The organism is Arsenophonus sp. PmNCSU2021_1 (assembly GCF_036919435.1).
Lineage (GTDB): Bacteria > Pseudomonadota > Gammaproteobacteria > Enterobacterales > Enterobacteriaceae > Arsenophonus > Arsenophonus nilaparvatae.
On the sequence record NZ_JAZHPL010000007.1, the window covers coordinates 95,127 to 120,928 of the forward strand.

At 36.7% G+C, this 25,802-nt stretch carries 20 protein-coding genes and 4 pseudogenes; 15 read left to right on the forward strand and 9 right to left on the reverse strand.

Annotation, left to right across the window (positions count from 1 at the left end; genetic code table 11):
• The first annotated feature begins 193 nt into the window (after positions 1–193).
• On the forward strand, positions 194–1,168 hold the full coding sequence (locus V3224_RS17940; protein WP_334468125.1) for an IS701 family transposase: 975 nt from the start codon (positions 194–196) through the stop codon (positions 1,166–1,168).
• Between the two features lie 169 nt (positions 1,169–1,337).
• Here V3224_RS17940 and ahpF (V3224_RS17945) read toward each other — a convergent pair.
• From ahpF (V3224_RS17945) to V3224_RS17960, 4 genes and pseudogenes are all read right to left on the reverse strand, one after another.
• Positions 1,338–2,861: pseudogene (gene ahpF, locus V3224_RS17945) on the reverse strand (alkyl hydroperoxide reductase subunit F).
• A gap of 70 nt (positions 2,862–2,931) precedes the next feature.
• A complete protein-coding gene (ahpC, locus tag V3224_RS17950) occupies positions 2,932–3,519 on the reverse strand; it encodes an alkyl hydroperoxide reductase subunit C (protein ID WP_032115864.1) in 588 nt (195 codons plus the stop codon).
• A 79-nt stretch (positions 3,520–3,598) separates the two neighbouring features.
• Positions 3,599–4,342 carry a hypothetical protein gene (locus tag V3224_RS17955; protein ID WP_334472148.1) on the reverse strand — a complete coding sequence of 248 codons (744 nt, stop codon included), beginning with the start codon at positions 4,340–4,342 and terminating at the stop codon, positions 3,599–3,601.
• Between the two features lie 72 nt (positions 4,343–4,414).
• On the reverse strand, positions 4,415–5,431 hold the full coding sequence (locus V3224_RS17960) for an NAD(P)H-quinone oxidoreductase (protein WP_334472149.1): 1,017 nt from the start codon (positions 5,429–5,431) through the stop codon (positions 4,415–4,417).
• A 1,619-nt stretch (positions 5,432–7,050) separates the two neighbouring features.
• On the opposite strand from V3224_RS17960, the pseudogene V3224_RS17965 reads away from it, so the two are divergent.
• Positions 7,051–7,799, forward strand: a pseudogene (locus tag V3224_RS17965) (FNR family transcription factor).
• A gap of 138 nt (positions 7,800–7,937) precedes the next feature.
• Positions 7,938–8,882, forward strand: coding sequence for a universal stress protein UspE (gene uspE / locus V3224_RS17970; RefSeq protein ID WP_334472150.1), 945 nt, complete (start codon positions 7,938–7,940; stop codon positions 8,880–8,882).
• Positions 8,883–8,925: 43 nt separating this feature from the next.
• Here the strand turns inward: uspE and pntB are convergent, their stop codons facing one another.
• Complete coding sequence (gene pntB / locus V3224_RS17975; protein ID WP_334472151.1) at positions 8,926–10,314, reverse strand: Re/Si-specific NAD(P)(+) transhydrogenase subunit beta; 1,389 nt, start codon at positions 10,312–10,314, stop codon at positions 8,926–8,928.
• A 12-nt stretch (positions 10,315–10,326) separates the two neighbouring features.
• Positions 10,327–11,859, reverse strand: a complete 1,533-nt coding sequence (gene pntA, locus V3224_RS17980; protein WP_334472152.1) for a Re/Si-specific NAD(P)(+) transhydrogenase subunit alpha — start codon at positions 11,857–11,859, stop codon at positions 10,327–10,329.
• A gap of 382 nt (positions 11,860–12,241) precedes the next feature.
• Here pntA and ydgH point away from each other — a divergent pair, with 382 nt between their 5' ends.
• Positions 12,242–13,192 (forward strand): DUF1471 family protein YdgH, encoded by a 951-nt coding sequence (gene ydgH, locus V3224_RS17985; RefSeq protein ID WP_334472153.1) that lies wholly within the window; start codon positions 12,242–12,244, stop codon positions 13,190–13,192.
• Between the two features lie 354 nt (positions 13,193–13,546).
• Positions 13,547–14,890, forward strand: coding sequence for a basic amino acid/polyamine antiporter (locus tag V3224_RS17990; protein WP_442890714.1), 1,344 nt, complete (start codon positions 13,547–13,549; stop codon positions 14,888–14,890).
• 187 nt (positions 14,891–15,077) lie between these two features.
• On the opposite strand, the gene V3224_RS17995 is transcribed toward V3224_RS17990, so the two are convergent.
• Complete coding sequence (locus V3224_RS17995; protein ID WP_334472139.1) at positions 15,078–15,407, reverse strand: helix-turn-helix domain-containing protein; 330 nt, start codon at positions 15,405–15,407, stop codon at positions 15,078–15,080.
• A gap of 105 nt (positions 15,408–15,512) precedes the next feature.
• On the opposite strand from V3224_RS17995, the pseudogene V3224_RS18000 reads away from it, so the two are divergent.
• The 5 genes and pseudogenes from V3224_RS18000 to V3224_RS18020 all read left to right on the forward strand — a co-directional run bounded on the left by V3224_RS18000 (position 15,513) and on the right by V3224_RS18020 (position 18,464).
• Positions 15,513–16,796, forward strand: a pseudogene (locus tag V3224_RS18000) (phage/plasmid replication protein, II/X family).
• A gap of 20 nt (positions 16,797–16,816) precedes the next feature.
• Positions 16,817–17,110, forward strand: a complete 294-nt coding sequence (locus tag V3224_RS18005) for a DNA-binding protein G5P (protein WP_334472155.1) — start codon at positions 16,817–16,819, stop codon at positions 17,108–17,110.
• Between the two features lie 5 nt (positions 17,111–17,115).
• The gene (locus V3224_RS18010) at positions 17,116–17,373 is read left to right on the forward strand and encodes a hypothetical protein (protein WP_334472141.1); all 258 of its coding nucleotides are present in this window, start codon (positions 17,116–17,118) and stop codon (positions 17,371–17,373) included.
• A gap of 7 nt (positions 17,374–17,380) precedes the next feature.
• Positions 17,381–17,626, forward strand: coding sequence for a hypothetical protein (locus V3224_RS18015; RefSeq protein WP_135677416.1), 246 nt, complete (start codon positions 17,381–17,383; stop codon positions 17,624–17,626).
• A 127-nt stretch (positions 17,627–17,753) separates the two neighbouring features.
• Complete coding sequence (locus tag V3224_RS18020) at positions 17,754–18,464, forward strand: hypothetical protein (RefSeq protein ID WP_334472142.1); 711 nt, start codon at positions 17,754–17,756, stop codon at positions 18,462–18,464.
• A gap of 10 nt (positions 18,465–18,474) precedes the next feature.
• Here V3224_RS18020 and V3224_RS18025 read toward each other — a convergent pair whose 3' ends face one another.
• Positions 18,475–19,347: an IS982 family transposase gene (locus V3224_RS18025; protein ID WP_334467716.1), complete on the reverse strand. Its 873-nt coding sequence runs from the start codon at positions 19,345–19,347 to the stop codon at positions 18,475–18,477.
• Between the two features lie 350 nt (positions 19,348–19,697).
• Between V3224_RS18025 and V3224_RS18030 the strand changes: the two genes are divergently transcribed.
• From V3224_RS18030 to V3224_RS18050, 5 genes are all read left to right on the forward strand, one after another.
• On the forward strand, positions 19,698–20,117 hold the full coding sequence (locus V3224_RS18030) for a hypothetical protein (RefSeq protein WP_334472144.1): 420 nt from the start codon (positions 19,698–19,700) through the stop codon (positions 20,115–20,117).
• A gap of 458 nt (positions 20,118–20,575) precedes the next feature.
• Positions 20,576–21,022, forward strand: coding sequence for a hypothetical protein (locus V3224_RS18035; RefSeq protein ID WP_334472145.1), 447 nt, complete (start codon positions 20,576–20,578; stop codon positions 21,020–21,022).
• 57 nt (positions 21,023–21,079) lie between these two features.
• Positions 21,080–22,120: an IS21 family transposase gene (gene istA, locus V3224_RS18040; protein ID WP_334472146.1), complete on the forward strand. Its 1,041-nt coding sequence runs from the start codon at positions 21,080–21,082 to the stop codon at positions 22,118–22,120.
• Positions 22,107–22,868 carry an IS21-like element helper ATPase IstB gene (gene istB / locus V3224_RS18045; RefSeq protein ID WP_334472147.1) on the forward strand — a complete coding sequence of 254 codons (762 nt, stop codon included), beginning with the start codon at positions 22,107–22,109 and terminating at the stop codon, positions 22,866–22,868. The genes istA and istB overlap by 14 nt, the downstream gene beginning before the upstream one ends.
• Before the next feature lie 219 nt (positions 22,869–23,087).
• The gene (locus V3224_RS18050) at positions 23,088–24,062 is read left to right on the forward strand and encodes an IS701 family transposase (RefSeq protein WP_334468125.1); all 975 of its coding nucleotides are present in this window, start codon (positions 23,088–23,090) and stop codon (positions 24,060–24,062) included.
• A 169-nt stretch (positions 24,063–24,231) separates the two neighbouring features.
• Here the strand turns inward: V3224_RS18050 and ahpF (V3224_RS18055) are convergent.
• Positions 24,232–25,755 (reverse strand): annotated as a pseudogene (gene ahpF / locus V3224_RS18055) (alkyl hydroperoxide reductase subunit F).
• Positions 25,756–25,802: the final 47 nt, after the last annotated feature.

Consider the following 25,802-nt stretch of genomic DNA (forward strand, 5'->3'; position numbering starts at 1 on the left):
TTTAGCTAAAAAGTGGATCAGTTTTCGGTGATCGTTGACACTCGGAATCGGAGTAACAAACAATTCCACTTGTACCAATATTTTATCTGACAATATGACTATTTACGCAAGACAGCATTGTAATCACGAGTTTCGCAATCTCCAAAAAAGAAGTATAAATTTAAAAACAAGAAAAAATCAGGGTGTTCATATTTTGTCGGGTTATCCATGTATTAAAGATATCTATAAAACATTCTTACAAGTAAGCAGTTTAAGATACTCTGGTTTAGCGTTATCAGAAGTAAGCCCATCGCCTTTATCTCATGACACTGTTAGCCGATGGCTAAAAAGTAGATGTTTTAGACCTAAAGACCTATGGCGATTAGTTGAACCTTCTATAGACAAAAAAAGCCCTTGCGTACTAATTGCCGATGATACATTGATTGCCAAAACACGTAGTAAAAAAATAGAGATGGTCCATTATCAATATTCAGGTAATGAACATGAGGTTATTGCTGGCATAGGTTTAGTTAATTTGCTTTGGCATGATCTGACGAAGGTTGAATCAATTCCTATCAATTATCGTATTTATGATAAAGATTCTGATGGAAAAACAAAAAACACGCACTTTTCCGAAATGCTCACTCTTGCTAAAAAAAGAGGGATCATGCCAGAAGCCGTAGTGATGGATGCTTGGTATTCTAGCCTGGATAACCTGAAATCAATTCGCTCTCATGGTTGGATCTGGGTAACCACGCTGAGGAAAAATAGGATTGTTAACCATAACAAACAACTGAACAAGTTAGACATCTCAGAAGAAGGAACGTCAATACACTTGCGAGGATATGGTTGGGTAACCGTTTTCAAATTTACAGCCAAAAACGGCCGTATTGATTACATAGTAACAAACAAAGAGAATCCCACCCGTCAATACCTCAAATCTATCATGGATGCCCGTTGGTCTGTTGAAGTTTATCATCGAGAAGTTAAACAAAACTGTGGTATTGAACGCTGTCAGGCTCGCACGAGCCGAGCGCAAAGAAATCATATTTTTCTCGCTATTTCTGCGTGGTTTGAACAACATAAACGTCGTATATCTGAAAAAATAACCCTTTATCAACAAAATTGGGACGTAATCAAAAGTGCTATTACTGAGCAAATCCGTGTTTTATTAGCGTACCCAAATTAGTTTTGTGCGAAACTCGTGGTAATGACACGTTTAAAAAAATTATTCCTCCCGCCTGGCGATAATGCTATTAAAGCTAAATGCTAATGAAACACTTAATAAAAAAAGCCCCCTCATCGAGGGGGCAATCGTTAAATTTAGTCGATATATCGTTATCAATATAAATAACTGTTTATTCCATTACATTCATCAGATAGTGGCTAGCGCTAAGTGATGCCTTCGCCCCTTCTCCTGCCGCAATGATGATCTGTTTATAAGGCACAGTTGTGCAATCGCCGGCAGCAAAGATACCTTTTATATTGGTCTCACCTTTTTCATCAACCTTGATTTCACCGATTGCATTACGTGCAATTACGCCATCTAACCAATGGGTATTAGGTAGTAAACCAATTTGGACAAAAGTTCCAGCAACCTCTAAATCATGGATTGAACCATCCTGCCGATTTTTATATTGTAAGCCAGTCATTTTGATACCATCCCCTTTGACTTCGAGGGTTTCAGCCTGCAAAATAATATCCACGTTACTTAAACTCGCTAGTTTCTGTTGCAATACTGCGTCGGCTCTCATTTCTGGAGCAAATTCTAATAAAGTAACATGCTCAACAACTCCGGCAAGATCAATCGCGGCTTCAACGCCAGAATTACCTCCACCAATCACAGCAACTCGTTTACCCTTAAATAATGGCCCATCGCAATGGGGGCAATAAGTTACTCCTTTGGTACGATATTCTTTTTCGCCTGGCACATTCATATCACGCCATTTAGCCCCTGTGGCAATAATAATGCTGCGGGAACGCAAAGTAGCACCCGATACTGTTGCAATTTTATGCAACTTATCAGCCGCATCGGCGGGAATGAATTTTGCTACCATTTGTGAGTCAATAATATCAATATCATAATCATTGACATGGCCACGTAGTGCAGTAGCTAATTTGGGTCCTTCGGTTTTTGACACAGAAATATAATTTTCAATATCAATAGTATCTAAGACCTGCCCACCAAAGCGTTCGCCGATAATACCGGTACGAATACCTTTACGAGCCGCATAAATAGCGGCTGAAGCACCGGCCGGTCCGCTACCAACAATCAAGACATCATAAGGCAGTTGCTGATTTAATTTTTGGACAGTATTTTTTTCAGCATTAACATCAATTTTAGTGACAATGTCACTTAAAGTCATCCGCCCCTGCCCAAACTCTCTTTGCCATTTAGAAACACAGCAGGCACTGCCATAATATTCCGTTGCTGAACTTCAGACTGAAAAATAGGGCCATCGATGGCAGTATGCGTAATATTAGGATTCAAGACCGCCATTAGATTTAAAGCTTGAATTACATCCGGGCAATTATGACATGACAATGAATAATAGGTTTCAAAATGAAACTTTCCCTCTAATTGACGGATCTGATCTAACAATTCTACCGCTTCTTTCGCTGGATGGCCGCCAACTTGCAATAATGGCAAGCCGTAATCCGCTATCTTTACCTGGATTAGTAATTAAAAACGAGGGTTTACGTACTGTTAGATTATTGTCTTTATTAAAAGTTATTTTATCTGACAGTGTACTAATGTCCTGTAATAATGTGCTTATCTCGGTAGATTTTTCACTATCATCTAAGGTTGCTATCAACTCAACTGGCTGGGTTAATTTTTCTAAATATAGTTTAAGTTGAGATTTCATGTTGCTATCAAGCATTGCTTTATCCCCGAAAAAAACGGGTGCTAATGCACCCGAACACAGTAAAATTATTCACAAAAAATTTTAATTAAATTTTTCCTACCAAATCGAGTGAAGGTGATAAGGTTGCTTCCCCTTCTTTCCATTTAGCTGGACATACTTCCCCTGGATGGCTTGCTACATATTGCGCCGCTTTAATTTTACGTAATAAATCGGATGCATCACGCCCAATACCTTCCGCAGTAATTTCAACTGCCTGGATAATACCTTTTGGATCAACAATAAATGTGCCACGATCTGCCAATCCTAATTCTTTTTGTTCATCATTTTCTTGATATTTGCGCATCACTTCAAAATTACGCGTTAATGTCCAACTAGGATCGCCAATCATGGTATATTTAATTTTACCAATCGTGTCTGAATGACTATGCCACTCTTTATGAGTAAAATGGGTATCCGTTGAAACAGAATAAATTTCGACGCCTAGTTTTTGAAACTCGTCATAGTGATCAGCTAAATCACCTAATTCAGTTGGGCAAACAAAGGTAAAATCAGCAGGATAAAAGAAAAAAATGCTCCATTTGCCTTTAATATCTTTTTCAGATATATCGATAAATTTTCCATCTTTAAAAGCGGTATTTTGAAAAGGTTTAATTTCTGTATTAACCAAAGACATTTTGCTGCTCCCTTCTATTTGATAGGTATTTAATATATAAACATAAAAGTATTACGTCTAATTCCTTTTTACTATTAATTCAATAGGTATTACCTATTGTAAATAAATATAATATAAAAAACCGATGAATAAATCGATTTTGATTTGAGAAATAATGCATCAGATTAACTTTAAGAATATCAATTAGAACATGATAAGCGCCAGCGCAGACATGACTAATTACTGGCAAAGTTATTAGACGATTTATGTGCAGTGACCAGAATATTAAAAATGACTGCTTTGGCACATGATAAAAACTTTGAGGCTGGCTAACAGGTTGAATAACAATGTCACCGGCACGCAATAATTGCTTTTTTCCGCAGCTATTAATAAAGGTAAACGCCGATTCGGTTTCAGGTACAATAAAATAATTCATCATTTTACCGGTCGGAATAAAACGTAAATAATTGGGCTTACTTGATACGGTAACAGGATCATCATAATACTGGTGAAATTTTGCTTTTTCAACCAAATATTGCTCATTACCTGTGGCAGGACAAATATTTTCCACCACCCAATCACCCTCCTCGGCGGGCGACGATATTACCTCAGTTCCAACACCTTTAATGATTGTCTTAATAATTTCACCCGGCGCAGCAAGTCGCGCATAGACCGACTTACTTTTTTGAGCAATGCCAGTTAAACCTTTTTGTTGTGCTTGCTTGAAATAAACCACAATATCTTTAGTTGGATACTGTTCTAACGAAGCTTGTTCATCATAGGCTAAAGCTGGTAAAGGTAATAATATTAGAACTAATTTCAGGTAATTAGACTGTTTATTCATATAATTTAACCATAAATTTTTAACTACAGAGTAGCTCTCAATAAAGTGAAAATAATGCTTAAAATACCAATATTAAAAGTGTTCATTAACTAATACTAATTTACCAATTAAAGCTCCTGACTCCATAAAACGATGCGCTTTTTCTGCTTGTTCTAATGGATAAGTTTTAGCAATAATGGGTTTTATCTTACCTGAATTAATCAGCGGCCAAACCTTATTTTCTAACGCTGTTGCAATCGCTATTTTTTCCGCTAAAGTTCTTGCTCGCATTGTTGAACCAGTATGAACTAATTGTTTAACCATTAATGGCATTAAATTTAACTGCTGAGGTGCCCCACGCATCATACCAACTTGAATGATACGGCCATGTTTAGCGGCAATTTGATAATTTTTATTAACATAATCGCCACCAATCAGATCAACCACCATATCGACCTCTTTATTTTGGGTATATTCAGCTATTTTTTCAGCAAAATCTTCTGTCATATAGTTAATAACTTTATCAGCACCTAAAGAAGATGCCACCTTCATTTTTTCCACTGAACCAACAGTAGTAAATACTTTAGCACCAAAAATTTTTGCTAACATGATGGTAACACTACCAATACCAGAGGTGCCACCATGAACGAGAACAGTTTCATTTTTTTTGAGTTGACCAATTTGGAAAACATTAGCCCAAACAGTAAAAAAGTTTTCTGGCAATGCCGCCGCTTCGATATAACTAAGATCACCAACAGGTAAAGCGATTGCTTCATGTACCAGACAATATTCAGCATATCCTCCACCGGCAACTAAAGCACAAACTTTATCGCCTTTTTTCCAACGCTGACAACCTTCTCCAACACTAACTACCTGACCGGCAATTTCTAATCCTGCTATTGGAGATGCATCCGTTGGTGGTGGATAAACCCCCATACGCTGAAAAATATCAGGACGATTGACACCCGCGGCGGCAACTTTAACAAGTAAATGTGATTTTGGTGGTTTTATTAGTGGTAATTGGGTGGGACTAAGCTTTTCCGGCCCGCCAGGTTCAATAATTTCAATAGCAAGCATCGTTTTTGGTAAAGGGTCTATGAGGTGCGGCATTCAATAATAACTCCATTGCTGAGTCAATCAACTAATTATTGTACTTGAGAGCCGTAAAATTTTCCTCTAATAATTTAACCAATATTTAATATAATATTTTGGTAAAATAGAAAAATAAAACAATAGTTTGATTAGAAATACCACTGCGCAATTAAATCAAATTCAGTTAATTTATAATTAATACCATCTATTTCATTAAGAAATCTCGTCCCAAAACTAACTCTATGATTTATTTTATAATTTATATTAAATTCAATCTCCATAGCATCAAAATTTTTCATTCTATTTAATTCTTTGTGACTAGAAAACTGGCTTAAATTATTAAAATAAAATTTCTTTGTGCTATTGGTAGTAATAAAATTGCCGTTCAACTTATCATTTATATTATTTTTTTGTTGTTTTAAACTCCTTTTAGTGACGGCGTCACTTACCGAGTTACATATATTATTTATTGTTAAACTGGATAGCAGATTATATTGGTTTTTAATATCAATGAAATAACTTATATAACATTTCATTGACATGGGATTTATTTGCGTTTTTTGGTTAGTATGGAAAGTTGGCATTAGCCTTTTTTTTGACTAAAAATGTCTTTTTCATTACTACACGAGTTTCGCACAGGCGTATAAAATACTAGAAATGGCTTAAAATCGATGATTAATCTTCAAGTTACTAAAACACATAAATTTTATTAAATTACAATAAGTTGCTTTTGATTTATAAGATTTTTTCTATTTATATATTATGCTGAATTAAACTTAAAGATAGAGCGTTTATTTATTGGTGCGAAACTCGTGTACTAATCGAAGGATCAAAATTACCAGACCAGTGTTGCCGCTCTGAGAATGGACATGATATTGTTTGCGCAGAAGAAAAAAACAGCATTGCAGCATAGCAGTTGTTAATCTCACGAGTTTCGCACCAATAAATAAACGCTCTATCTTTAAGTTTAATTCAGCATAATATATAAATAGAAAAAATCTCATAAATTAAAAATAACTTATTGTAATTTAAGTAAATTTATACGTCTTAGCAAGTTACAGATTAATTATTGTTCTGAAGCCATTTCTAGAATTTTATATGCCCGTGCGAAACTCGTGAATCTGCAACACGATGATAATAGCAATGCCTAATTGCCAACCTTTCACTCTTCACTACATGCTTAGCTATTTTCTATAAAAAAATAATAAAAAACCAATAAAACTATTTCTATAAGTTATTAATTGATAAAATTTAAAAAAACGTCGGTTTTAATCATATATTGATTAATAAAATCTATCGATATCAATATGTTTTATAATAAAAAACTTTATTAAGTAATATTATTAGAAAATAAATTTTACTAAAAACAAATAAATAAAGTTTAAAGTGAAAAATAATAACATTTTTAAAACTAATTAAAATTTAATATATTATTAGACAAAATTTGATTTTATTTTTACTTTTCTATAAGTTATACAATTAGTTTAAGTAAAATAAATGACTGTCAAGTGAACTGCATATATTGATAATATTAGTTAAATAACAATATAACTAATTATTAATTCTTTTACTCAAGCTTAGAATATGTGTTAAAATTGACTAAAATCAATATTTCTTATCATAATGAGTCAAGTAATCTGATCCCAGAAAAACGCGTTGTTCGCCGAATCCAGTCTGGTGGCTGCGCTATCCATTGCCAGGACTGCAGTATTAGCCAGCTTTGTATTCCATTCACATTGAATGAACATGAACTGGATCAACTCGATAATATTATTGAACGTAAAAAACCAATCCAAAAAGGACAGACTCTATTTAAAGCAGGTGATGAGTTAAAATCACTGTATGCCATTAGATCTGGTACCATAAAAAGCTATACCATTTTACCGAGGAAGGTGATGAACAAATTACCGGTTTTCATTTAGCAGGTGATCTTGTAGGTTTTGATGCTATTATCAATCATAAACACTTAAGTTTTGCCTAAGCTCTTGAAACTTCAATGGTTTGTGAAATACCTTTTGAAACACTAGACGATCTTTCCGGTAAAATGCCTAATTTGCGACAGCAAATAATGAGGTTAATGAGCAGTGAAATTAAAGATGATCAAGAAATGATATTACTGCTTTCGAAAAAAAATGCTGAAGAAAGATTAGCTGCTTTTATTTATAATCTGTCACTCGGTTTTGCTCAACGTGGTTTTTCAGCTAAAGAATTCCGCCTAACAATGACTCGAGGTGATATTGGTAATTATCTTGGATTAACCGTTGAAACAATTAGTCGTCTGTTAGGTCGCTTCCAAAAAAATAATACTCTCAGCGTTAAAGGTAAATATATTACAATTAATGATATGTATAAGCTGACCCAAATTGAAGGTAAAACCTCAGCCTAAACAACAATATAAATGCAAGTCAGATCACATTAACATATTATTTTTTTGTGATTTGGCTATGTTACTATCTATTATCCCAACTCATATTGGTTTATATTTAGTGATATAAATGTTGCCTAGCCTCTAAGAGGAACCATTATGGCTAATTACCGTAATCTGTTAGTTGCTATTTATCCAAATCAGGATGACCAACCTGCACTTCGACGTGCTGTATATATAGTACAACGCAATGGTGGACGCATTAAGGCTTTCTTGCCCATCTATGATCTCTCTTATGATATGACAACCTTATTATCCCCTGGAGAACGCAATGCTATGCGCAAAGGCGTTATTAGTCAGCGAAAAGTATGGATAAAACAGCAAGCACACTACTATTTAGAAGCCGGTATTGATATTGAAATTAAAGTAATATGGCATAACAAACCATATGAAGCGATTATTCAAGAAGTTATTGCTGACAAACATGATTTATTATTAAAAATGGCGCATCAAAATGATCGTTTTGATGCCATGATATTCACTTCCCTTGATAGGCATCTACTTCGTAAATGCCCTTGCCCAGTCTGGATGGTAAAAGATAAAGTATGGCCTAATGATGGCGCTATTGTTGTTGCAGTTAATTTATCTAATGAAGAATCCTATCACGATAAACTTAATATTAAACTCATCAAGGAAACGGAAAATATCAGCCATCAGATTGTTAAAAATCCACATATTCATCTCGTTAGTGCCTACCCTGTCGCGCCAATAAATATCGCTATTGAATTACCAGATTTTGATCCAAATATCTATAATCAGGCTCTGCAGGCACAGCATCTTGTTGCAATGAAAAAATTAAGGCAAAAATTTACCATTGATGAAAAATATACCCATGTTGTTGAAGGGGCCGCTGAGAAAAAAATTCCTGAAACCTGTGACGAATTACATGCAGGTATTGTTGTATTGGGTATTTTAGGCAGAACAGGTATTTCAGCGGCGTTTTTAGGCAATACTGCTGAACAGATCATTGATAAGTTAAAATGTGATTTATTGGCCATTAAGCCGGATGGTTTTGTCTGTCCAATAAATCCAGCAAATAATTAACGACCCAATGGCCCATTCAAATAGGGCCATTATTAGTAAAAACTTATAAAGCGCGCAAAATAGCTTCTACGCTAACTTTGGCATCACCGAAAAGCATTTGGGTATTTTCCTTAAAAAATAACGGATTCTGAACGCCTGCATAACCGGTATTCATTGAGCGTTTAAATACAATAACATTTTGCGCTTTCCAAACCTCCAGGACGGGCATTCCCGCTATTGGGCTATTGGGATCATCTTGTGCGGCTGGGTTAACGGTATCATTTGCCCCGATCACTAATACCGTGTCTGTATTAGCAAAATCATCATTTATTTCATCGAGCTCCAACACGATGTCGTAAGGTACTTTCGCTTCAGCTAATAATACATTCATATGACCAGGCAGGCGTCCGGCAACAGGATGGATCGCAAAGCGAACATTAATCCCTTTTTCGCGTAATTTTGCCGTAATATCGTGAATCGGGTATTGAGCTTGAGCCACCGCCATACCATAACCGGGAGCAATAATTACCGAATGGGAGTTTTTTAACAACTCAGCTACTTCATCCGCTGTAGTTTCCCGATAATTTCCCAAGCTATGTTCATCATCGACTAATATCCCGTCCGTGCCAAACCCGCCGGCTATAACACTAATAAATGAGCGATTCATGGCTTTACATATAATATAAGATAAAATAGCACCTGAAGAACCCACTAGCGCGCCAGTAACAATTAGCAAGTCGTTACTTAGCATAAAGCCTGCAGCAGCAGCGGCCCATCCTGAATAAGAGTTTAGCATTGATACCACAACCGGCATATCTGCACCACCAATTGAGGAAACTAGGTGCCAGCCAAATGCTAACGCAATGATGGTCATCATTAATAAGACAAATACTTGCAAACCAGTAGCTGTCGTTTTTACGAAAATAAATAGCAAAATAAATGAAATTAATAACGCCAATAAATTAAGTTTATGACGATTAGGAAGCATTAAGGGTTTAGACGCTATTTTGCCGCATAATTTACCATAAGCAACAATTGAACCAGTAAATGTTACCGCCCCAATAAAAATACCCAGGAAAATTTCTGTCAGATGAATATTCTCCATGATCCTATCTGAGAATACATCGTGAGCAATAAAGCTATTAAAACCAACTAAAACAGCAGCCAAACCGACAAAACTATGTAAAATAGCAACCAATTCGGGCATCTCAGTCATGGCGACTTTATTTGCTAAACGCACCCCAATAAGTCCACCAATAACCATTGCAATAATAATCCAGCCAATATTATGCGCATCGGGACCTAAGATTGTTGCAATTAAAGCGATTGCCATTCCGGTAATACCTAATATATTACCCCGCTTAGAACTTTCGTGACGAGACAAACCTGCCAGGCTGAAAATAAATAAGATGGCCGCCACGATATATGCAGCTGTTACCGTTCCACTCGACATCATTTTAACTCCTTATCCTTTACGAAACATTTTCAGCATACGTTGCGTGACTGTAAATCCACCAAAAATATTGATACTGGCTATAAGTACTGCAATAAATGAGAAGAAAGTGACCCAACCTCCACTACCAATTTGCAGCAATGCGCCCACCACAATAATACCGGAAATCGCATTGGTTACTGACATAAGCGGTGTATGCAGTGAATGGCTGACGTTCCATACTACGTAGTAGCCAACAACACACGCCAGCGCAAACACGGTAAAGTGAGAAAGGAAGTCTTTAGGCGCTATACGCGCAAAACTACCAAAAAGTATAATCGCCAACAGAAGAGAAATATATTTTAACCAAGGAGAGATTTTTTTTACTGCTGGTTTTTCTTCATATTTTATCAGTTGATTTTTTGTTTGTGGTTGTTGAGATACAGGAATAGGAGGAGACGGCCAGGTAATTTCACCTTCTTTAATAACAGTGATTGTGCGTACAACAATATCATCAAAATCAATGGTTAGTTGCCCATTGTTTTCTTTACAAAGCAACTTGATTAAATTAACAATATTAGTCGCATAAAGTTGTGAGGATTGTGTCGGTAAACGGCTGGGTAAATCGGTATAGCCAATAATTTTAACCTCATGATCAGTAACAATCAGTTTATCTGCCTCGGTTAACTCACAATTACCGCCCGACTGCGCTGCTAAATCAACGATTACACTACCAGGCTTCATCGAGTCAACCATCTCTTTAGTAATCAACTTTGGTGCAGGTTTTCCTGGTATCAATGCGGTGGTAATAATAATATCCACTTCTTTTGCTTGCTTAGCAAATAAAGCCATTTCCGCTTGAATAAATGCCTCGGACATCTCTTTAGCATAACCATCACTGCGTGCCTGATCCTGTTTAAAGTCCAATTCAAGATACTCAGCCCCCATGCTTTGTACTTGTTCTTTTACTTCTGGCCTGGTATCAAATGCCCGCACAATAGCCCCTAGACTACCCGCTGCGCCTATCGCTGCTAAACCGGCAACCCCGGCGCCAATAACCATAACTTTAGCTGGCGGTACTTTGCCGGCGGCAGTAATCTGGCCAGTAAAAAAACGTCCAAATTGATAAGCAGCTTCTACCACCGCCCGATAACCTGCAATATTAGCCATAGAGCTTAAAGCATCAAGTGACTGAGCCCTGGAGATACGTGGCACTGCATCCATTGCTAATACAGTGATTTTACGAGCTGCTAATTTTTGCATTAAATCTGGCTGTTTTGCCGGCCAAATGAAGCAAATTAATATTGCACCTTCTTTAATAAGGGAAATTTCAGCTTCTAGCGGCGCATTAACTTTAAATATAATATCTGCATTCCATACAGATTGTTGCTCGACAATTTCAGCACCTGCTTGCACGAAAGCAGTATCTTCAAAACTAGCAAGCTGACCAGCTTCTCGCTCAACGATGACAGAAAAACCTAATTTTATTAGCTGCTTTATTGTTGATGGTGTTGCTGCAATACGTGTTTCATTGGTAATTCTTTCTTTTGGTACACCAATATGCATAATGATCCCTTATCTAGTCCAAAATTGCTTGATGTTTATTCCCTACTAACATAACTAATTATATTATATATATCTGTCATATTGAGTGAAAAAACATTATTGAAACCTACTGAAAATAGTAATCATGAGCCATAATCTATCGGATTCCTACGACATTAAATTAAATTTTTTTGTCAAAAAATGATATTAGTCAAATAGCTTAAGACTTGATATTAATTTATAAAAATAATTAGCAAAAGTAGTGAGTATTCAACTAAATTAATAGTTTCATAAGAAAACAATGGGACAATTGCAGTTATTACATGTAATAATTATTATCTGTATGATACGACTATTAATTCAGCATTTTGATAGTAAATTGTGTAATGCGGAAGGATTTTGTATGAAGCTGAAAATAACGGCCATCACAACTGCGGTACTTTCACTAAGCAGTATAATAACTGTGCAAGCCGCTGTAGAATTAACACCGGAACAAGCTCAAGAATTAAAGCCTTATCAAAGGATCGCTGTCACAGGCCGCTTTAATGCCATCTATGAAGCATCCGATGCAGTTTCTCGTCGAGCGGATAAAGAAGGCGCCTACTCTTACTATATTCAAAGCCTAGATGATGTAGGCGATAGTGGTAATTTACGAGTAGTTGCTGATTTGTATCGTAAAGATGCTGTAAAAGTAACCAATCCCCCCTATCGTATCTTTGCTGGCATCAAAGAATTGCCGAAAGCAGAAGCAGTAAGATTATTGCCATTTGATACTGTTACTGTCAGTGGTTTGTATAGCTCTGAAGCCGCACTTAATGAGGCGCTAGCTAAAAAAGCCAAGCAAAAAGGTGCTGCTTATTTTTATGTCGTCCGCAGTGTTGCTTTAAATGATGGCGGTAACACACTTGCTACTGCTTATATTTATGCCGCAGATGCACCAAAACGAATAGTGCAAAATGATAATGCCGTAGTACCTGCCGATATAGAAACGGGGAAAGCTTTATTAGCTAAAGGAGGTGAAGAAGCTAAAAAAGTTAAAATACCTGGTGTGGCTTCATCTTCAGCGCCAAAGGAAAACGTAGGCCGCTTTTTTGAAACGTCAATGTCAGGTCCGGGTAAAACGGACGTAACGCTACCTAGTGGATATCATATTGAAGAAGTAAATAAAGCAGCAGCTGCGCAAATGGTTCCTTTCGATTCAATTACTTTCTCCGGTTTCTATACTTCCACTCCAGAGATAAGATATCAAATTGCGAAACGTACAGAGAAAAGAGGGGCAAAATATTTTCATATCACACGTGAATGGCAAGCTAATGGTGGTAGCGTTACTATTAGTGCAGATCTCTATAAATAATAAAAAATCACAATATTATCTTATAGTTAGATAAATAAGTATTTAACGGACTCAATTGTCCGTTTTTCTTTTCAGTAAGAGATAAAATAATAAATAACTGTGCTTTAATAACCAACAAAACGAATATTTTTTTCTTTTTTATGCATATTCAACGATTGCATATCATGTTCCATAACCGTAAAATTCTGCTAAATTTTCTCTTTCTATCTAATTCAAGTCAGTTTGGTTTTTTACTATCTAAACAAGTTGTTATTAATGGCATAAACCAAATTATGGCAAATAGATTTTAGGATATTTTCTTTGAACAATAAAAAATTAAATTTGACGGCTTTAACCGCATTAGTATTAAGTTCAATGGTTGGAGCCGGTGTGTTTAGTCTGCCGCAAAATATGGCTGAAGTCGCTAGCCCCCTAGCACTTATGATAGGCTGGAGTATCACAGGTATTGGTATTCTATTTCTTGCCATATCTTTGCTATTACTTTCACGTATTAGACCGGATCTAGATGGAGGAATTTATACATACGCCAAAGAAGGTTTTGGTGAACTAGTTGGTTTTTGTTCAGCCTGGGGCTATTGGCTATGTGCTGTTATCGCTAATGTTTCCTATTTGGTGATCGTCTTTGCAGCCCTGAGTTTTTTTACTGATCACTCAGGTAATGTGGTTTTTGGTGATGGTAATACTTGGCAATCTTTGATCGGTGAGTCTATCTTACTATGGATCATTCATTGGTTAGTATTAAGAGGTACACAAACTGCCGCCGGTATCAATAAATTAGCGACTTTAGCTAAATTAATTCCCCTGAGCCTGTTTATCATCTTTGCTATTTTTGCGTTTAAGATAGATATCTTTAAATTTGATTTTAGTGGTGCTGAAATGGGCATACCAATTTGGCAACAAGTCAAAAATACCATGCTAATTACGTTATGGGTATTTATTGGTATCGAAGGGGCTGTGGTTGTTTCAGCACGCGCTCGAAGACGTAAAGATGTTGGTTTAGCAACGTTACTTGCCGTAATCTCAGCCTTAAGTATTTATATATTAGTTACCTTGCTCTCCTTAGGCATCGTTCCCAGAGCAGAACTTGCTGCAATGAAAAATCCCTCAATGGCATCACTTATCATCCATATGATGGGAAATTATGGCGAGATTATTATTGCAGCGGGTTTGATTGTTTCTGTTTGCGGTGCATATTTAAGCTGGACAATAATGGCGACAGAAATTCCTTATATTGCTTCGCTTCATGGTTCATTTCCTAAAATATTTAAATCTCAAAATAAAAATAATGCCCCCTCTTCATCTCTTTGGCTTACAAACGGTGCTGTACAATTAGCGTTAATATTAATTTGGTTGAGTGGCAGTAACTATAATATGTTATTAACGATAGCCTCAGAAATGATTTTGGTGCCTTATTTTTTAGTCGGTGCTTTCCTAATCAAAATCTCTTTTGAGCGTGCTAGCAAAGGATTACTTATTATTGGTGCAGTAACTAGTTTATATGGCTTATGGCTACTTTATGCTTCAGGAACAATCAATCTACTGTTATCTGTTATTCTATACATGCCCGGTTTATTTATCTTCCTCTATGCGCAAACCCAAAACAATAATAAAAAATCACTCAGCCGATTAGAAAGAAATGCAATAATTATAATTATTTTCTCTTCTATCCCCGCATTTCGGTATTTACTTCATATTTAATTAACGAGATTTAACAATAACCAATATAGTTGCCATTAGGTGACTATGCTGGTTTTTTTATTAATATGGTAAATTTTCAACTTAAAGCTTCTATCTTGCTGGTTAGAGAGGAGTTTAATTATGTACTCTTGTTGCAAATTGCAACTTTTTAACCTTGTTAATTATTTATAATAACATTAATTTTACATCATTCTTTATCTAGTTTTTCTGATTCTGCTGTGAGAACCCACATTTTTATTAGTTTTTTTATCATTTTTTGGTCTTCATTTGGCAGCCTGTTTATAGCTTGTGTTAGATAACTGTTTGTTGTGCTTTCATCTCCAAATATCAATTCTTCTATTGTTAGATTTAGTGCGGTTGATATTGATATAACAGTTCTTATTTGTGGATTATTTTGTTCTCCGCTTTCGATTCTTGATATTTGTGTTTTTGAAATACCACTTTTTTCTGCTAAATCTTGTTGGCTTAGATTTAGCATTCCTCTGATGTTTTTAATTCGTTCACCTAAATGAGGCATTTTTACCTCCTAAAATACTTTAATGTCATTTTAACGCCTTTTTGTTGCATATATGAGTTATGTGATGTATATATGACATCATATCGTTACTTATATGGTGTTTCGATGATAGATTTACTTGAGTTGCAGATTCCATTTAAAGATGAGTATGTGATTAGAACGTCTCGTGATAAAGAGCATGGAGGTGGTTCTATCGATTTTATGCAGATTGCTAAATTAAGCGGTATTCGCTTGTCTGCTCGTGACGTGGAATTTGAGATAAAAGGGGATTTATCTGTTCAGGGATTAACCCATCCTTTTGAATCATTACCAACCCATTTTGCCAGTCTGGGCATGAAGATTTATCAGGGAACCCATTTGATTTTCCCGCGTGTCAATCTTAAGGCTTCACCTGCCAAGCTCTTACAGGGGCATAACGTGTTTGGTTCAACCAATATTGCGTTATGTGGTTTGGAGTTAATGACTAATCTAGCGGTTTCCATGCCGCATCTTTTTAATTTGTTAGATGTAGCAAATACCGAAGTTTCTGAGCTTCATACAACGTTATCAGTGAGATTACCAACGGAAAGTATTTGTAAACAGGTGATTGCTTATTTTAAGAATATCAGTCATGGACAAACCAAAGCCACGAAATCAAACGATCATGAATCCACCGTTTATTTTAATCGTGGTTCTAAACACAGGGAATTGTGTATTTATTATAAAGCGCTTGAACTGGCAAAACGTTTGGGTGAAATACAAAGAAAATTGCGGGCTAATCCTAATGATGACGTATTGCTTAATCAGTATGCCATTTTAAATGATAAACGCCTGCTTGATTTTGCCAATAACCTGTTGAGATTAGAAGGGCGATTAAAAAAACGTTTTTTAAAAGATAACTCGATTCCGGTTAATTTTTCGGCGCTTTGTCTTTATTAACAACAATATGAACGTGGTGGGGCTAATTTAATTTACGATCTGTGGATGAAAAGTTTTGATGATTTGCTGACGGCACTAAGGGGAATGGAAATGAATATTTATGATGATGAACATATTTTTGAACAATTAAAATCGCATTATTATTCTACCACGTCCAAAGGCAACATTTCATACTCTAAAGCGCAACGGATATTTGGTTTTTATCGTCGTTTAGTGAATGAAGGCTATTTTAATGTTTTAAATTCTTTAGAACGAACTACTTTTTGGCGTTATTTGACCTTATTAACCGATATTGGCCTCAGCAAATCACAATTACAAAATCTCACGGGCGATAAATCTAACGTCATTCCTTTTTATAAAGTTATCCATATCGATTTTTCTCAACAACGTCCTGACTGGTATGTCGAGCCAGTGAGTGTTTTTGAACGTCAAGATAATATTTATCCATTTAAACAAGTTGCAAACGCTTAAATCAAAAAAGGTGAACCATTATGGCTGCATTGCCCTTATATCAAACGGTGATTAGTGGAAAAGTGACCCGTGTCAGTACTTCTGATGATGGACACGTTTATACCACGGTTATTTTACCTGCGCCTGACCCTTATTCTAAACCGCCTATAGTCAAAATTCGTTCTAAACGACGTGTGGGTGCGATTGACTCAGAAATCAATGAACTGGTTTGTCGTATTTCAAGTTATGAGCGTTCCTTTAGATATCCTGATAAAAAAACAGGGCAAATGACACTTGGGTATAACGTTGAAATGTTCCTTGATTTAGCAGAGTAGCTAGTATGGAAGATGATTTCGATATTACAACTAAATTATGTCATCCCATTATGAATAGTGATGGGAATGAAAATAGTTGTAATGACGTAATTTTGAAATTACCGAAAACAGAAGTTATTAAGCTTCAATCTTTGGTTATTTCAAATAATCCGCCGTTAGGAGAATTCAATGTAAATATCTTAGGGGCTGGGTTAGGGCTTGTCTTAATCTTTTATGTATTAGGTTACGGATTAGGACGAATGATTAAAATGTTAAATTTGTAGGTGTTTTATGAATATTACAAATAGTATTTCTTCTGCTTATTTAAAAACGGGCGTTTTCGCAACAATGGCATTAAGTTCTTTTGCGTTTGCTGAAGATGCGCCTGTATCGGCTAATTATCTTGATGGATTATTAAAAAAGATTGATGTCGCTCCGATTATTACGGGCGTTGTTGCTGTGGCGGGGACAATTATGGGCGTTGCTGTGGTTGTTATGGGCATTAAAAAAGTTGCTCGTATGCTCAATGCGTTTTAGCTGACAGGGGCTTTATTGCCCCTTTTCAGAGGTATTTATGTGGGAACTAATGAGTTTTTTTACCGGTGTATTATGTGGTTGGGCGGTAATACAGGGATTTAATACTTATTGATAATAGGCAATGATAATGAATCGCTATTCTTTGAAGAAAAAAATAGGTGTTTATCATTTGATTGCTATCGTTTTATTTTTTCCGGTTTATTATTCTTATGCGAATCCGGCTATTCTTCTTGCTCGTACGGCTATTGGTGCTGGTTTAGCCAGAATAATAGCGACAAGAGCTTCTGCTATTGCTGCTAATGATGCGGTGTACTTATCCTTAGTGAGTAACACAAGCCGTTCTATTTCAAGTTCACTGTTGAAACGTATTTCATCAAAGATAAGTGATAAATCAATTTATAAGTCCGTTGGCGGCGCGTTGAGTTGGGCTGGCGTGGGTCATAGTATTGGGACTATAAATGAAAATGCTTTTGTTTTTGATGAAATTAAAGTCGCTACGACTGGTAAGAAAAGAGATGATGGTCGGTATGATGTTTTTATAAATGGAAAAAACTATATTTCAGATTTTGAGCCATCTCCAGATAATCCCTTTTTTATAACAATAAATACAACAGAGAATGGCGATGTCATTATTTCGGATTCATTAAATAACTCTTATCGATTTTATACTTATTTTAATAAGAAAATCATACAGTGTTATGATTGGTCAAGGGTTGCTTTGTCTTATTTCTATCAATATAAAAATTCAAATAAACCAAAAGGTTGTGGATTAGCTGGAATCGCTTGTAGTGTTGATTCGCCTAGCGTAAAGCGTATTAATAACCTGAGTTCGGGATAAGCATTATCAATTATACTTGAAGATACGTACCTGCAACAGGTATCTTTGGTTTAGATGGCATTAAACAATATGCAACCAGTCCGCCTAATAAATTCACTACAAAGTTAGCCGGAGAGCGATGTCGCGTATGCTCTATTTGACAAAGATTTTTTAACTCATCAAATACCGTTTCAATGACAGAACGATGACGCAAGATGGCTTTGTCGAAACAAGTCTGTTTAATAGGCTTCATTTTCTTCTTGATATTCGTTATAAGGCTAATTCCCATCGTTTTGAGTTGCTGTTTCAGTGAAGCCGATAAATACCCTTTATCTGCGTACAAACAACCAGAAAGATCCTTTGTCAGCTCAGGCAATGGTTTCCGATCATCGGTGTTTCCTGGTGTGAGTCGAAAACTGAGTATTTCCCCCAAATGATTGATAATTACATGAAGCTTGAAACCAAAGAACCAACCTGTTGAATTTTTTCCCCGTTCAGCTATCCCATTGAAGACTTTATGTCTGCGGATCCGTAAGTTATCACACACCGCTATCGGAGTAGAATCGGCAACCGATAGCCCCGTGCATTTTCCCTTAATTGACTCAAACAGTGCCGTTAACGCTAAGGCACTACGCGGAAGTAACTCTACACAGCGTGAATAGGATGGCAAGTTAGGAAATTCCTTCCGGAGATATAAGCGGACATAATAGAGATAAAATACCTTGAATTGCCTGAATCGGAGTTGATGAAACAACACAACCAGTGTCATCATTTCCGCCAACGAAAGCTGAGTAGACCGTCTACGACGCTTAGTACCGTTAGTCAGCAAATATTCATGCATTTTTGGCTCGAAGTCTTTGCAAAAATCATCCATCAGGCAATAAAGTTCAGTAAGATTTTCCATAATTGTTTAACAATGCTCTACTCTTTAACCAGACTGTTAGAGTATTTTAACAAAACAGGCTCATTCAACTATTTGAATATCAAGACTTTCTCTTTATTTCTTATCCCGAACTCAGGTTAACTAATGTTGACTTAAGCAATATTGATTTACATTCGGCCATTTTAGAAAAGCTCGATATTAATAACACTAATTTTGCTGGTGCTAGCTTAAACAATACGTTAACTTTAGCGCTCCCTAACAATTGGAGTGCAAGAAACCTAGAGACTAAACTTAATCACTTCAATTATCAAGGTAGTCTATTAACCAGTATCGGAAGTATTGACGATAGATATAATGAATTAAAAATCAAGTTGGCTTGGCAGTTAATCAGTTCATTAAAAGCATCTAATGTTGATCTAAAACAAGTTACTCTACCACTACTAAACATTTTTATAAAAACCCCGTTTACTACCGATAAGAACATTAGCACCTTTGTGAATCAACTAATGAGTGAGCAGCAAAAAAACAATCCATCAAACATGCTAAGGACATTGGAACAACAAGCTGGCATGGCTAATGACTTGCTCAATTATTTCAACCAACAGCCGCAACTGATGGCATCCAAGGAACTTAATAATACCTTTATATCCGCCTTACTGACAGCCAGAACTCAAGGGATTAATATAGTAAATGGGATCACAATCGATAGCCTATATGAAAAATATTTAAACTTGCCAAAAATTCAGCAGCTACACGAGTTTCGCACCAATAAAAAAACGCTCTATTTTTAAGTTTAATTCAGCATAATATGTAAATAGATAAAACCTTATAAATTAAATATAACTTATTGTAAATTAATTAAATTTATGCATTTCAGTAACTTGCAGATTAATCATTACTTTTAAGCCATTTCTAGAATTTTATAGGCCTGTGCGAAACTCGTGAACTAGTCAAACAAGAGGAAATTAAAGGTGTTTTTGGTGATTATGAAGCCAATGCCGATTGGGCAGATAAACATGCAGCAAATTACCTACTTTTATCACCGACAAAACCAGGAAGAACGTTAATCGTTTCTGAAAATATTCTCAATAACATGCTACACCCTAAGCAGGACACTAAATGGGATAACATCGTTCTTTTTCAGGATGGTAAATGTTTAAGCCCGACTGAATACAATCTGACATAATGTTATCAACAAGAATTTCCGCTGTTCTCAATTCCCTTCAAAGATGGGCATTATCAGGCCCCATTGCATAAGCTGATTGAAACACTGGATTTAGGTGAACGCTTTAAGCCACTATTTCTTGATGCGCTTAATTCCAAGAGCCATAACACCAAGCTAGTAGATGATATTGTTCAACAGGAATTAAATAAAATATTTTCTCGTGTGATAGATGCCGAAGAGTATCGATTAAAAGAGCAAAATTATGACCAAATTATCAATTTATTTCATTTAACATCTAGTACCAATAGAGAAAAAGCGGAACATCTGTTCTCATTAGCCACTGTTTTTAGCCGGTATACAAGTAAGGTATTCTTTGGTACCGAAGTTAACTCCCCAATAATACTTAGATATTATGCCTACGCTTTAATGGAAAAAGCCCATCAAATTGATCCCTCTTTACTATCTGATAGGTTTGCTGAATGGAAGAAACAATTACTCGGTGTCACCGATCATGCAAAACTGATCCACTAACGATCATCTAAAACTGATCCACTTGGTATTATTCGCACATTTTTGTACGGATAATTTATGTTAACCAAGGAGATATTTGTGGATATTCATGTTCGCTTTGCACAAGGACAAAGCCTTCGAAAAATTGCCCGTGAATTGGGCATATCCCGTAACACCGTAAAACATCATTTACAACAACAGACAATGCCAACTTATGCTAAAAGAAGTCAACAACCGACTAAATTAGCACCCTTTAAACCTTATTTGCTTCATCGAATTGAACTGGCTAAACCTGATTGGATCCCTGCAACAGTCTTATTTGATGAAGTAGTTGAAAGCGGCTATCAAGGCGGTATTGCTCAATTACGCCGATTTGTTTGTCAATTTAAACCAAGCATTGTTCCCGAAGCTGTCGTCCGTTTTGAAACACAGCCAGGTCAACAAATGCAAATCGACTTCACCAGCATCCGGCGAGGTAAAAAATCACTAAAAGCGTTTGGTGCAACGCTAGGCTATTCGCGTGCGAGTTATGTAAAGTTCTTTGATAATGAACGAGCAGAATCCTGGCAACAAGGTTTACGAGAAGCTTTCGACTATTTTGGTGGTGTACCACAGGAAATATTGTGTGATAACGCAAAATCCCTCATCATCGAACGGGATGCTTATGCAGAAGGTGAACATAAATTACATGTCGAAATGCTTCAAATGTCGAAAGATTACGGGTTTAAATTGTGTGCTTGCAAGCCCTACAGGGCAAAAACTAAAGGGAAAGTAGAGCGCTTTAACCTCTATTTAAAAAACAGCTTTATCGTACCATTAAATACCGACCTTCGTGCTCATAATCTTGAACTGGATATTGAGATAGCTAATGCAAGAGTGGGGCCCTGGTTACAACGCGTTGCCCATCAGCGGATTCATGGAACAACGTTAGAGAAGCCAGCAGATAGACTAGCTAAGGAAGTTAAGTATCTTCTACCCTTACCAGCAAGGGTTTGCCAATCTATCCCGCAGACTGATACGCTTAATATCCGTATCGTACCGCCCCTTGAATCTGTCAGTTTGCAACACTCAATCAGCGTATACGAAGCATTGCTGGGAGGTGAACATGTTATTGCATGAACAAATTGAACACCTGTGTGAGTCATTGAAATTAAATTCTATTCCGACTCATTGGTCATCACTTGCCGAACAATGCATTGCCCAAGACAAAAGCTACGGAGAGTTTTTACTGTGCCTATTAAAATGTGAGCAACAACAACGAGATGAACGAACCCGTAATCTTTTGAGTCGGATGGCAGGATTCCCAGCACATAAAGAACTTAATACGTTCGATTTTAAGTTTGCAACGGGGATCCCCAAACAACACATACAGGAATTAAGCGCATTAACGTTTATTGAACGTAATGAAAATGTCGTGTTGCTTGGCCCAAGCGGTGTAGGCAAAACGCATTTAGCTATTGGGTTAGGATTAAAAGCAGTACAGGCCAAGAAGAAAACCCGCTTTACCACGGCAGCTGAACTGATGTTGCAACTCTCAACTGCCAAACGACAAAATAAGCTCAAACAATATCTATCACGTTCGGTGATGGCCCCGAAATTGTTGATTATCGATGAGATTGGATACCTGTCGTTTGGGCGAGAAGAAGCAAACCTGTTTTTCAATGTGATTACCAAGCGTTATGAGCATGGCAGTGTCATATTGACGAGTAACTTATCATTTGGGCAATGGCCAAATGCTTTTGCTGATGACGCAACATTAACTGCCGCTATGCTTGATCGTTTACTTCATCATTCGCATGTACTGCAATTAAGCGGTGAAAGCTATCGGTTGAAAGATAAGCGGCGCTCAGGAGCAATGACTGAGTAAAAGTGGATCAATTTTGATTGATCGGATTTAGCTAAAAAGTGGATCAGTTTTCGGTGATCGTTGACACTCGGAATCGGAGTAACAAACAATTCCACTTGTACCAATATTTTATCTGACAATATGACTATTTACGCAAGACAGCATTGTAATCACGAGTTTCGCAATCTCCAAAAAAGAAGTATAAATTTAAAAACAAGAAAAAATCAGGGTGTTCATATTTTGTCGGGTTATCCATGTATTAAAGATATCTATAAAACATTCTTACAAGTAAGCAGTTTAAGATACTCTGGTTTAGCGTTATCAGAAGTAAGCCCATCGCCTTTATCTCATGACACTGTTAGCCGATGGCTAAAAAGTAGATGTTTTAGACCTAAAGACCTATGGCGATTAGTTGAACCTTCTATAGACAAAAAAAGCCCTTGCGTACTAATTGCCGATGATACATTGATTGCCAAAACACGTAGTAAAAAAATAGAGATGGTCCATTATCAATATTCAGGTAATGAACATGAGGTTATTGCTGGCATAGGTTTAGTTAATTTGCTTTGGCATGATCTGACGAAGGTTGAATCAATTCCTATCAATTATCGTATTTATGATAAAGATTCTGATGGAAAAACAAAAAACACGCACTTTTCCGAAATGCTCACTCTTGCTAAAAAAAGAGGGATCATGCCAGAAGCCGTAGTGATGGATGCTTGGTATTCTAGCCTGGATAACCTGAAATCAATTCGCTCTCATGGTTGGATCTGGGTAACCACGCTGAGGAAAAATAGGATTGTTAACCATAACAAACAACTGAACAAGTTAGACATCTCAGAAGAAGGAACGTCAATACACTTGCGAGGATATGGTTGGGTAACCGTTTTCAAATTTACAGCCAAAAACGGCCGTATTGATTACATAGTAACAAACAAAGAGAATCCCACCCGTCAATACCTCAAATCTATCATGGATGCCCGTTGGTCTGTTGAAGTTTATCATCGAGAAGTTAAACAAAACTGTGGTATTGAACGCTGTCAGGCTCGCACGAGCCGAGCGCAAAGAAATCATATTTTTCTCGCTATTTCTGCGTGGTTTGAACAACATAAACGTCGTATATCTGAAAAAATAACCCTTTATCAACAAAATTGGGACGTAATCAAAAGTGCTATTACTGAGCAAATCCGTGTTTTATTAGCGTACCCAAATTAGTTTTGTGCGAAACTCGTGGTAATGACACGTTTAAAAAAATTATTCCTCCCGCCTGGCGATAATGCTATTAAAGCTAAATGCTAATGAAACACTTAATAAAAAAAGCCCCCTCATCGAGGGGGCAATCGTTAAATTTAGTCGATATATCGTTATCAATATAAATAACTGTTTATTCCATTACATTCATCAGATAGTGGCTAGCGCTAAGTGATGCCTTCGCCCCTTCTCCTGCCGCAATGATGATCTGTTTATAAGGCACAGTTGTGCAATCGCCGGCAGCAAAGATACCTTTTATATTGGTCTCACCTTTTTCATCAACCTTGATTTCACCGATTGCATTACGTGCAATTACGCCATCTAACCAATGGGTATTAGGTAGTAAACCAATTTGGACAAAAGTTCCAGCAACCTCTAAATCATGGATTGAACCATCCTGCCGATTTTTATATTGTAAGCCAGTCATTTTGATACCATCCCCTTTGACTTCGAGGGTTTCAGCCTGCAAAATAATATCCACGTTACTTAAACTCGCTAGTTTCTGTTGCAATACTGCGTCGGCTCTCATTTCTGGAGCAAATTCTAATAAAGTAACATGCTCAACAACTCCGGCAAGATCAATCGCGGCTTCAACGCCAGAATTACCTCCACCAATCACAGCAACTCGTTTACCCTTAAATAATGGCCCATCGCAATGGGGGCAATAAGTTACTCCTTTGGTACGATATTCTTTTTCGCCTGGCACATTCATATCACGCCATTTAGCCCCTGTGGCAATAATAATGCTGCGGGAACGCAAAGTAGCACCCGATACTGTTGCAATTTTATGCAACTTATCAGCCGCATCGGCGGGAATGAATTTTGCTACCATTTGTGAGTCAATAATATCAATATCATAATCATTGACATGGCCACGTAGTGCAGTAGCTAATTTGGGTCCTTCGGTTTTTGACACAGAAATATAATTTTCAATATCAATAGTATCTAAGACCTGCCCACCAAAGCGTTCGCCGATAATACCGGTACGAATACCTTTACGAGCCGCATAAATAGCGGCTGAAGCACCGGCCGGTCCGCTACCAACAATCAAGACATCATAAGGCAGTTGCTGATTTAATTTTTGGACAGTATTTTTTTCAGCATTAACATCAATTTTAGTGACAATGTCACTTAAAGTCATCCGCCCCTGCCCAAACTCTCTTTGCCATTTAGAAACACAGCAGGCACTGCCATAATATTCCGTTGCTGAACTTCAGACTGAAAAATAGGGCCATCGATGGCAGTATGCGTAATATTAGGATTCAAGACCGCCATTAGATTTAAAGCTTGAATTACATCCGGGCAATTATGACATGACAATGAATAATAGGTTTCAAAATGAAACTTTCCCTCTAATTGACGGATCTGATCTAACAATTCTACCGCTTCTTTCGCTGGATGGCCGCCAACTTGCAATAATGGCAAGCCGTAATCCGCTATCTTTACCTGGATTAGTAATTAAAAACGAGGGTTTACGTACTGTTAGATTATTGTCTTTATTAAAAGTTATTTTATCTGACAGTGTACTAATGTCCTGTAATAATGTGCTTATCTCGGTAGATTTTTCACTATCATCTAAGGTTGCTATCAACTCAACTGGCTGGGTTAATTTTTCTAAATATAGTTTAAGTTGAGATTTCATGTTGCTATCAAGCATTGCTTTATCCCCGAAAAAAACGGGTGCTAATGCACCCGAACACAGTA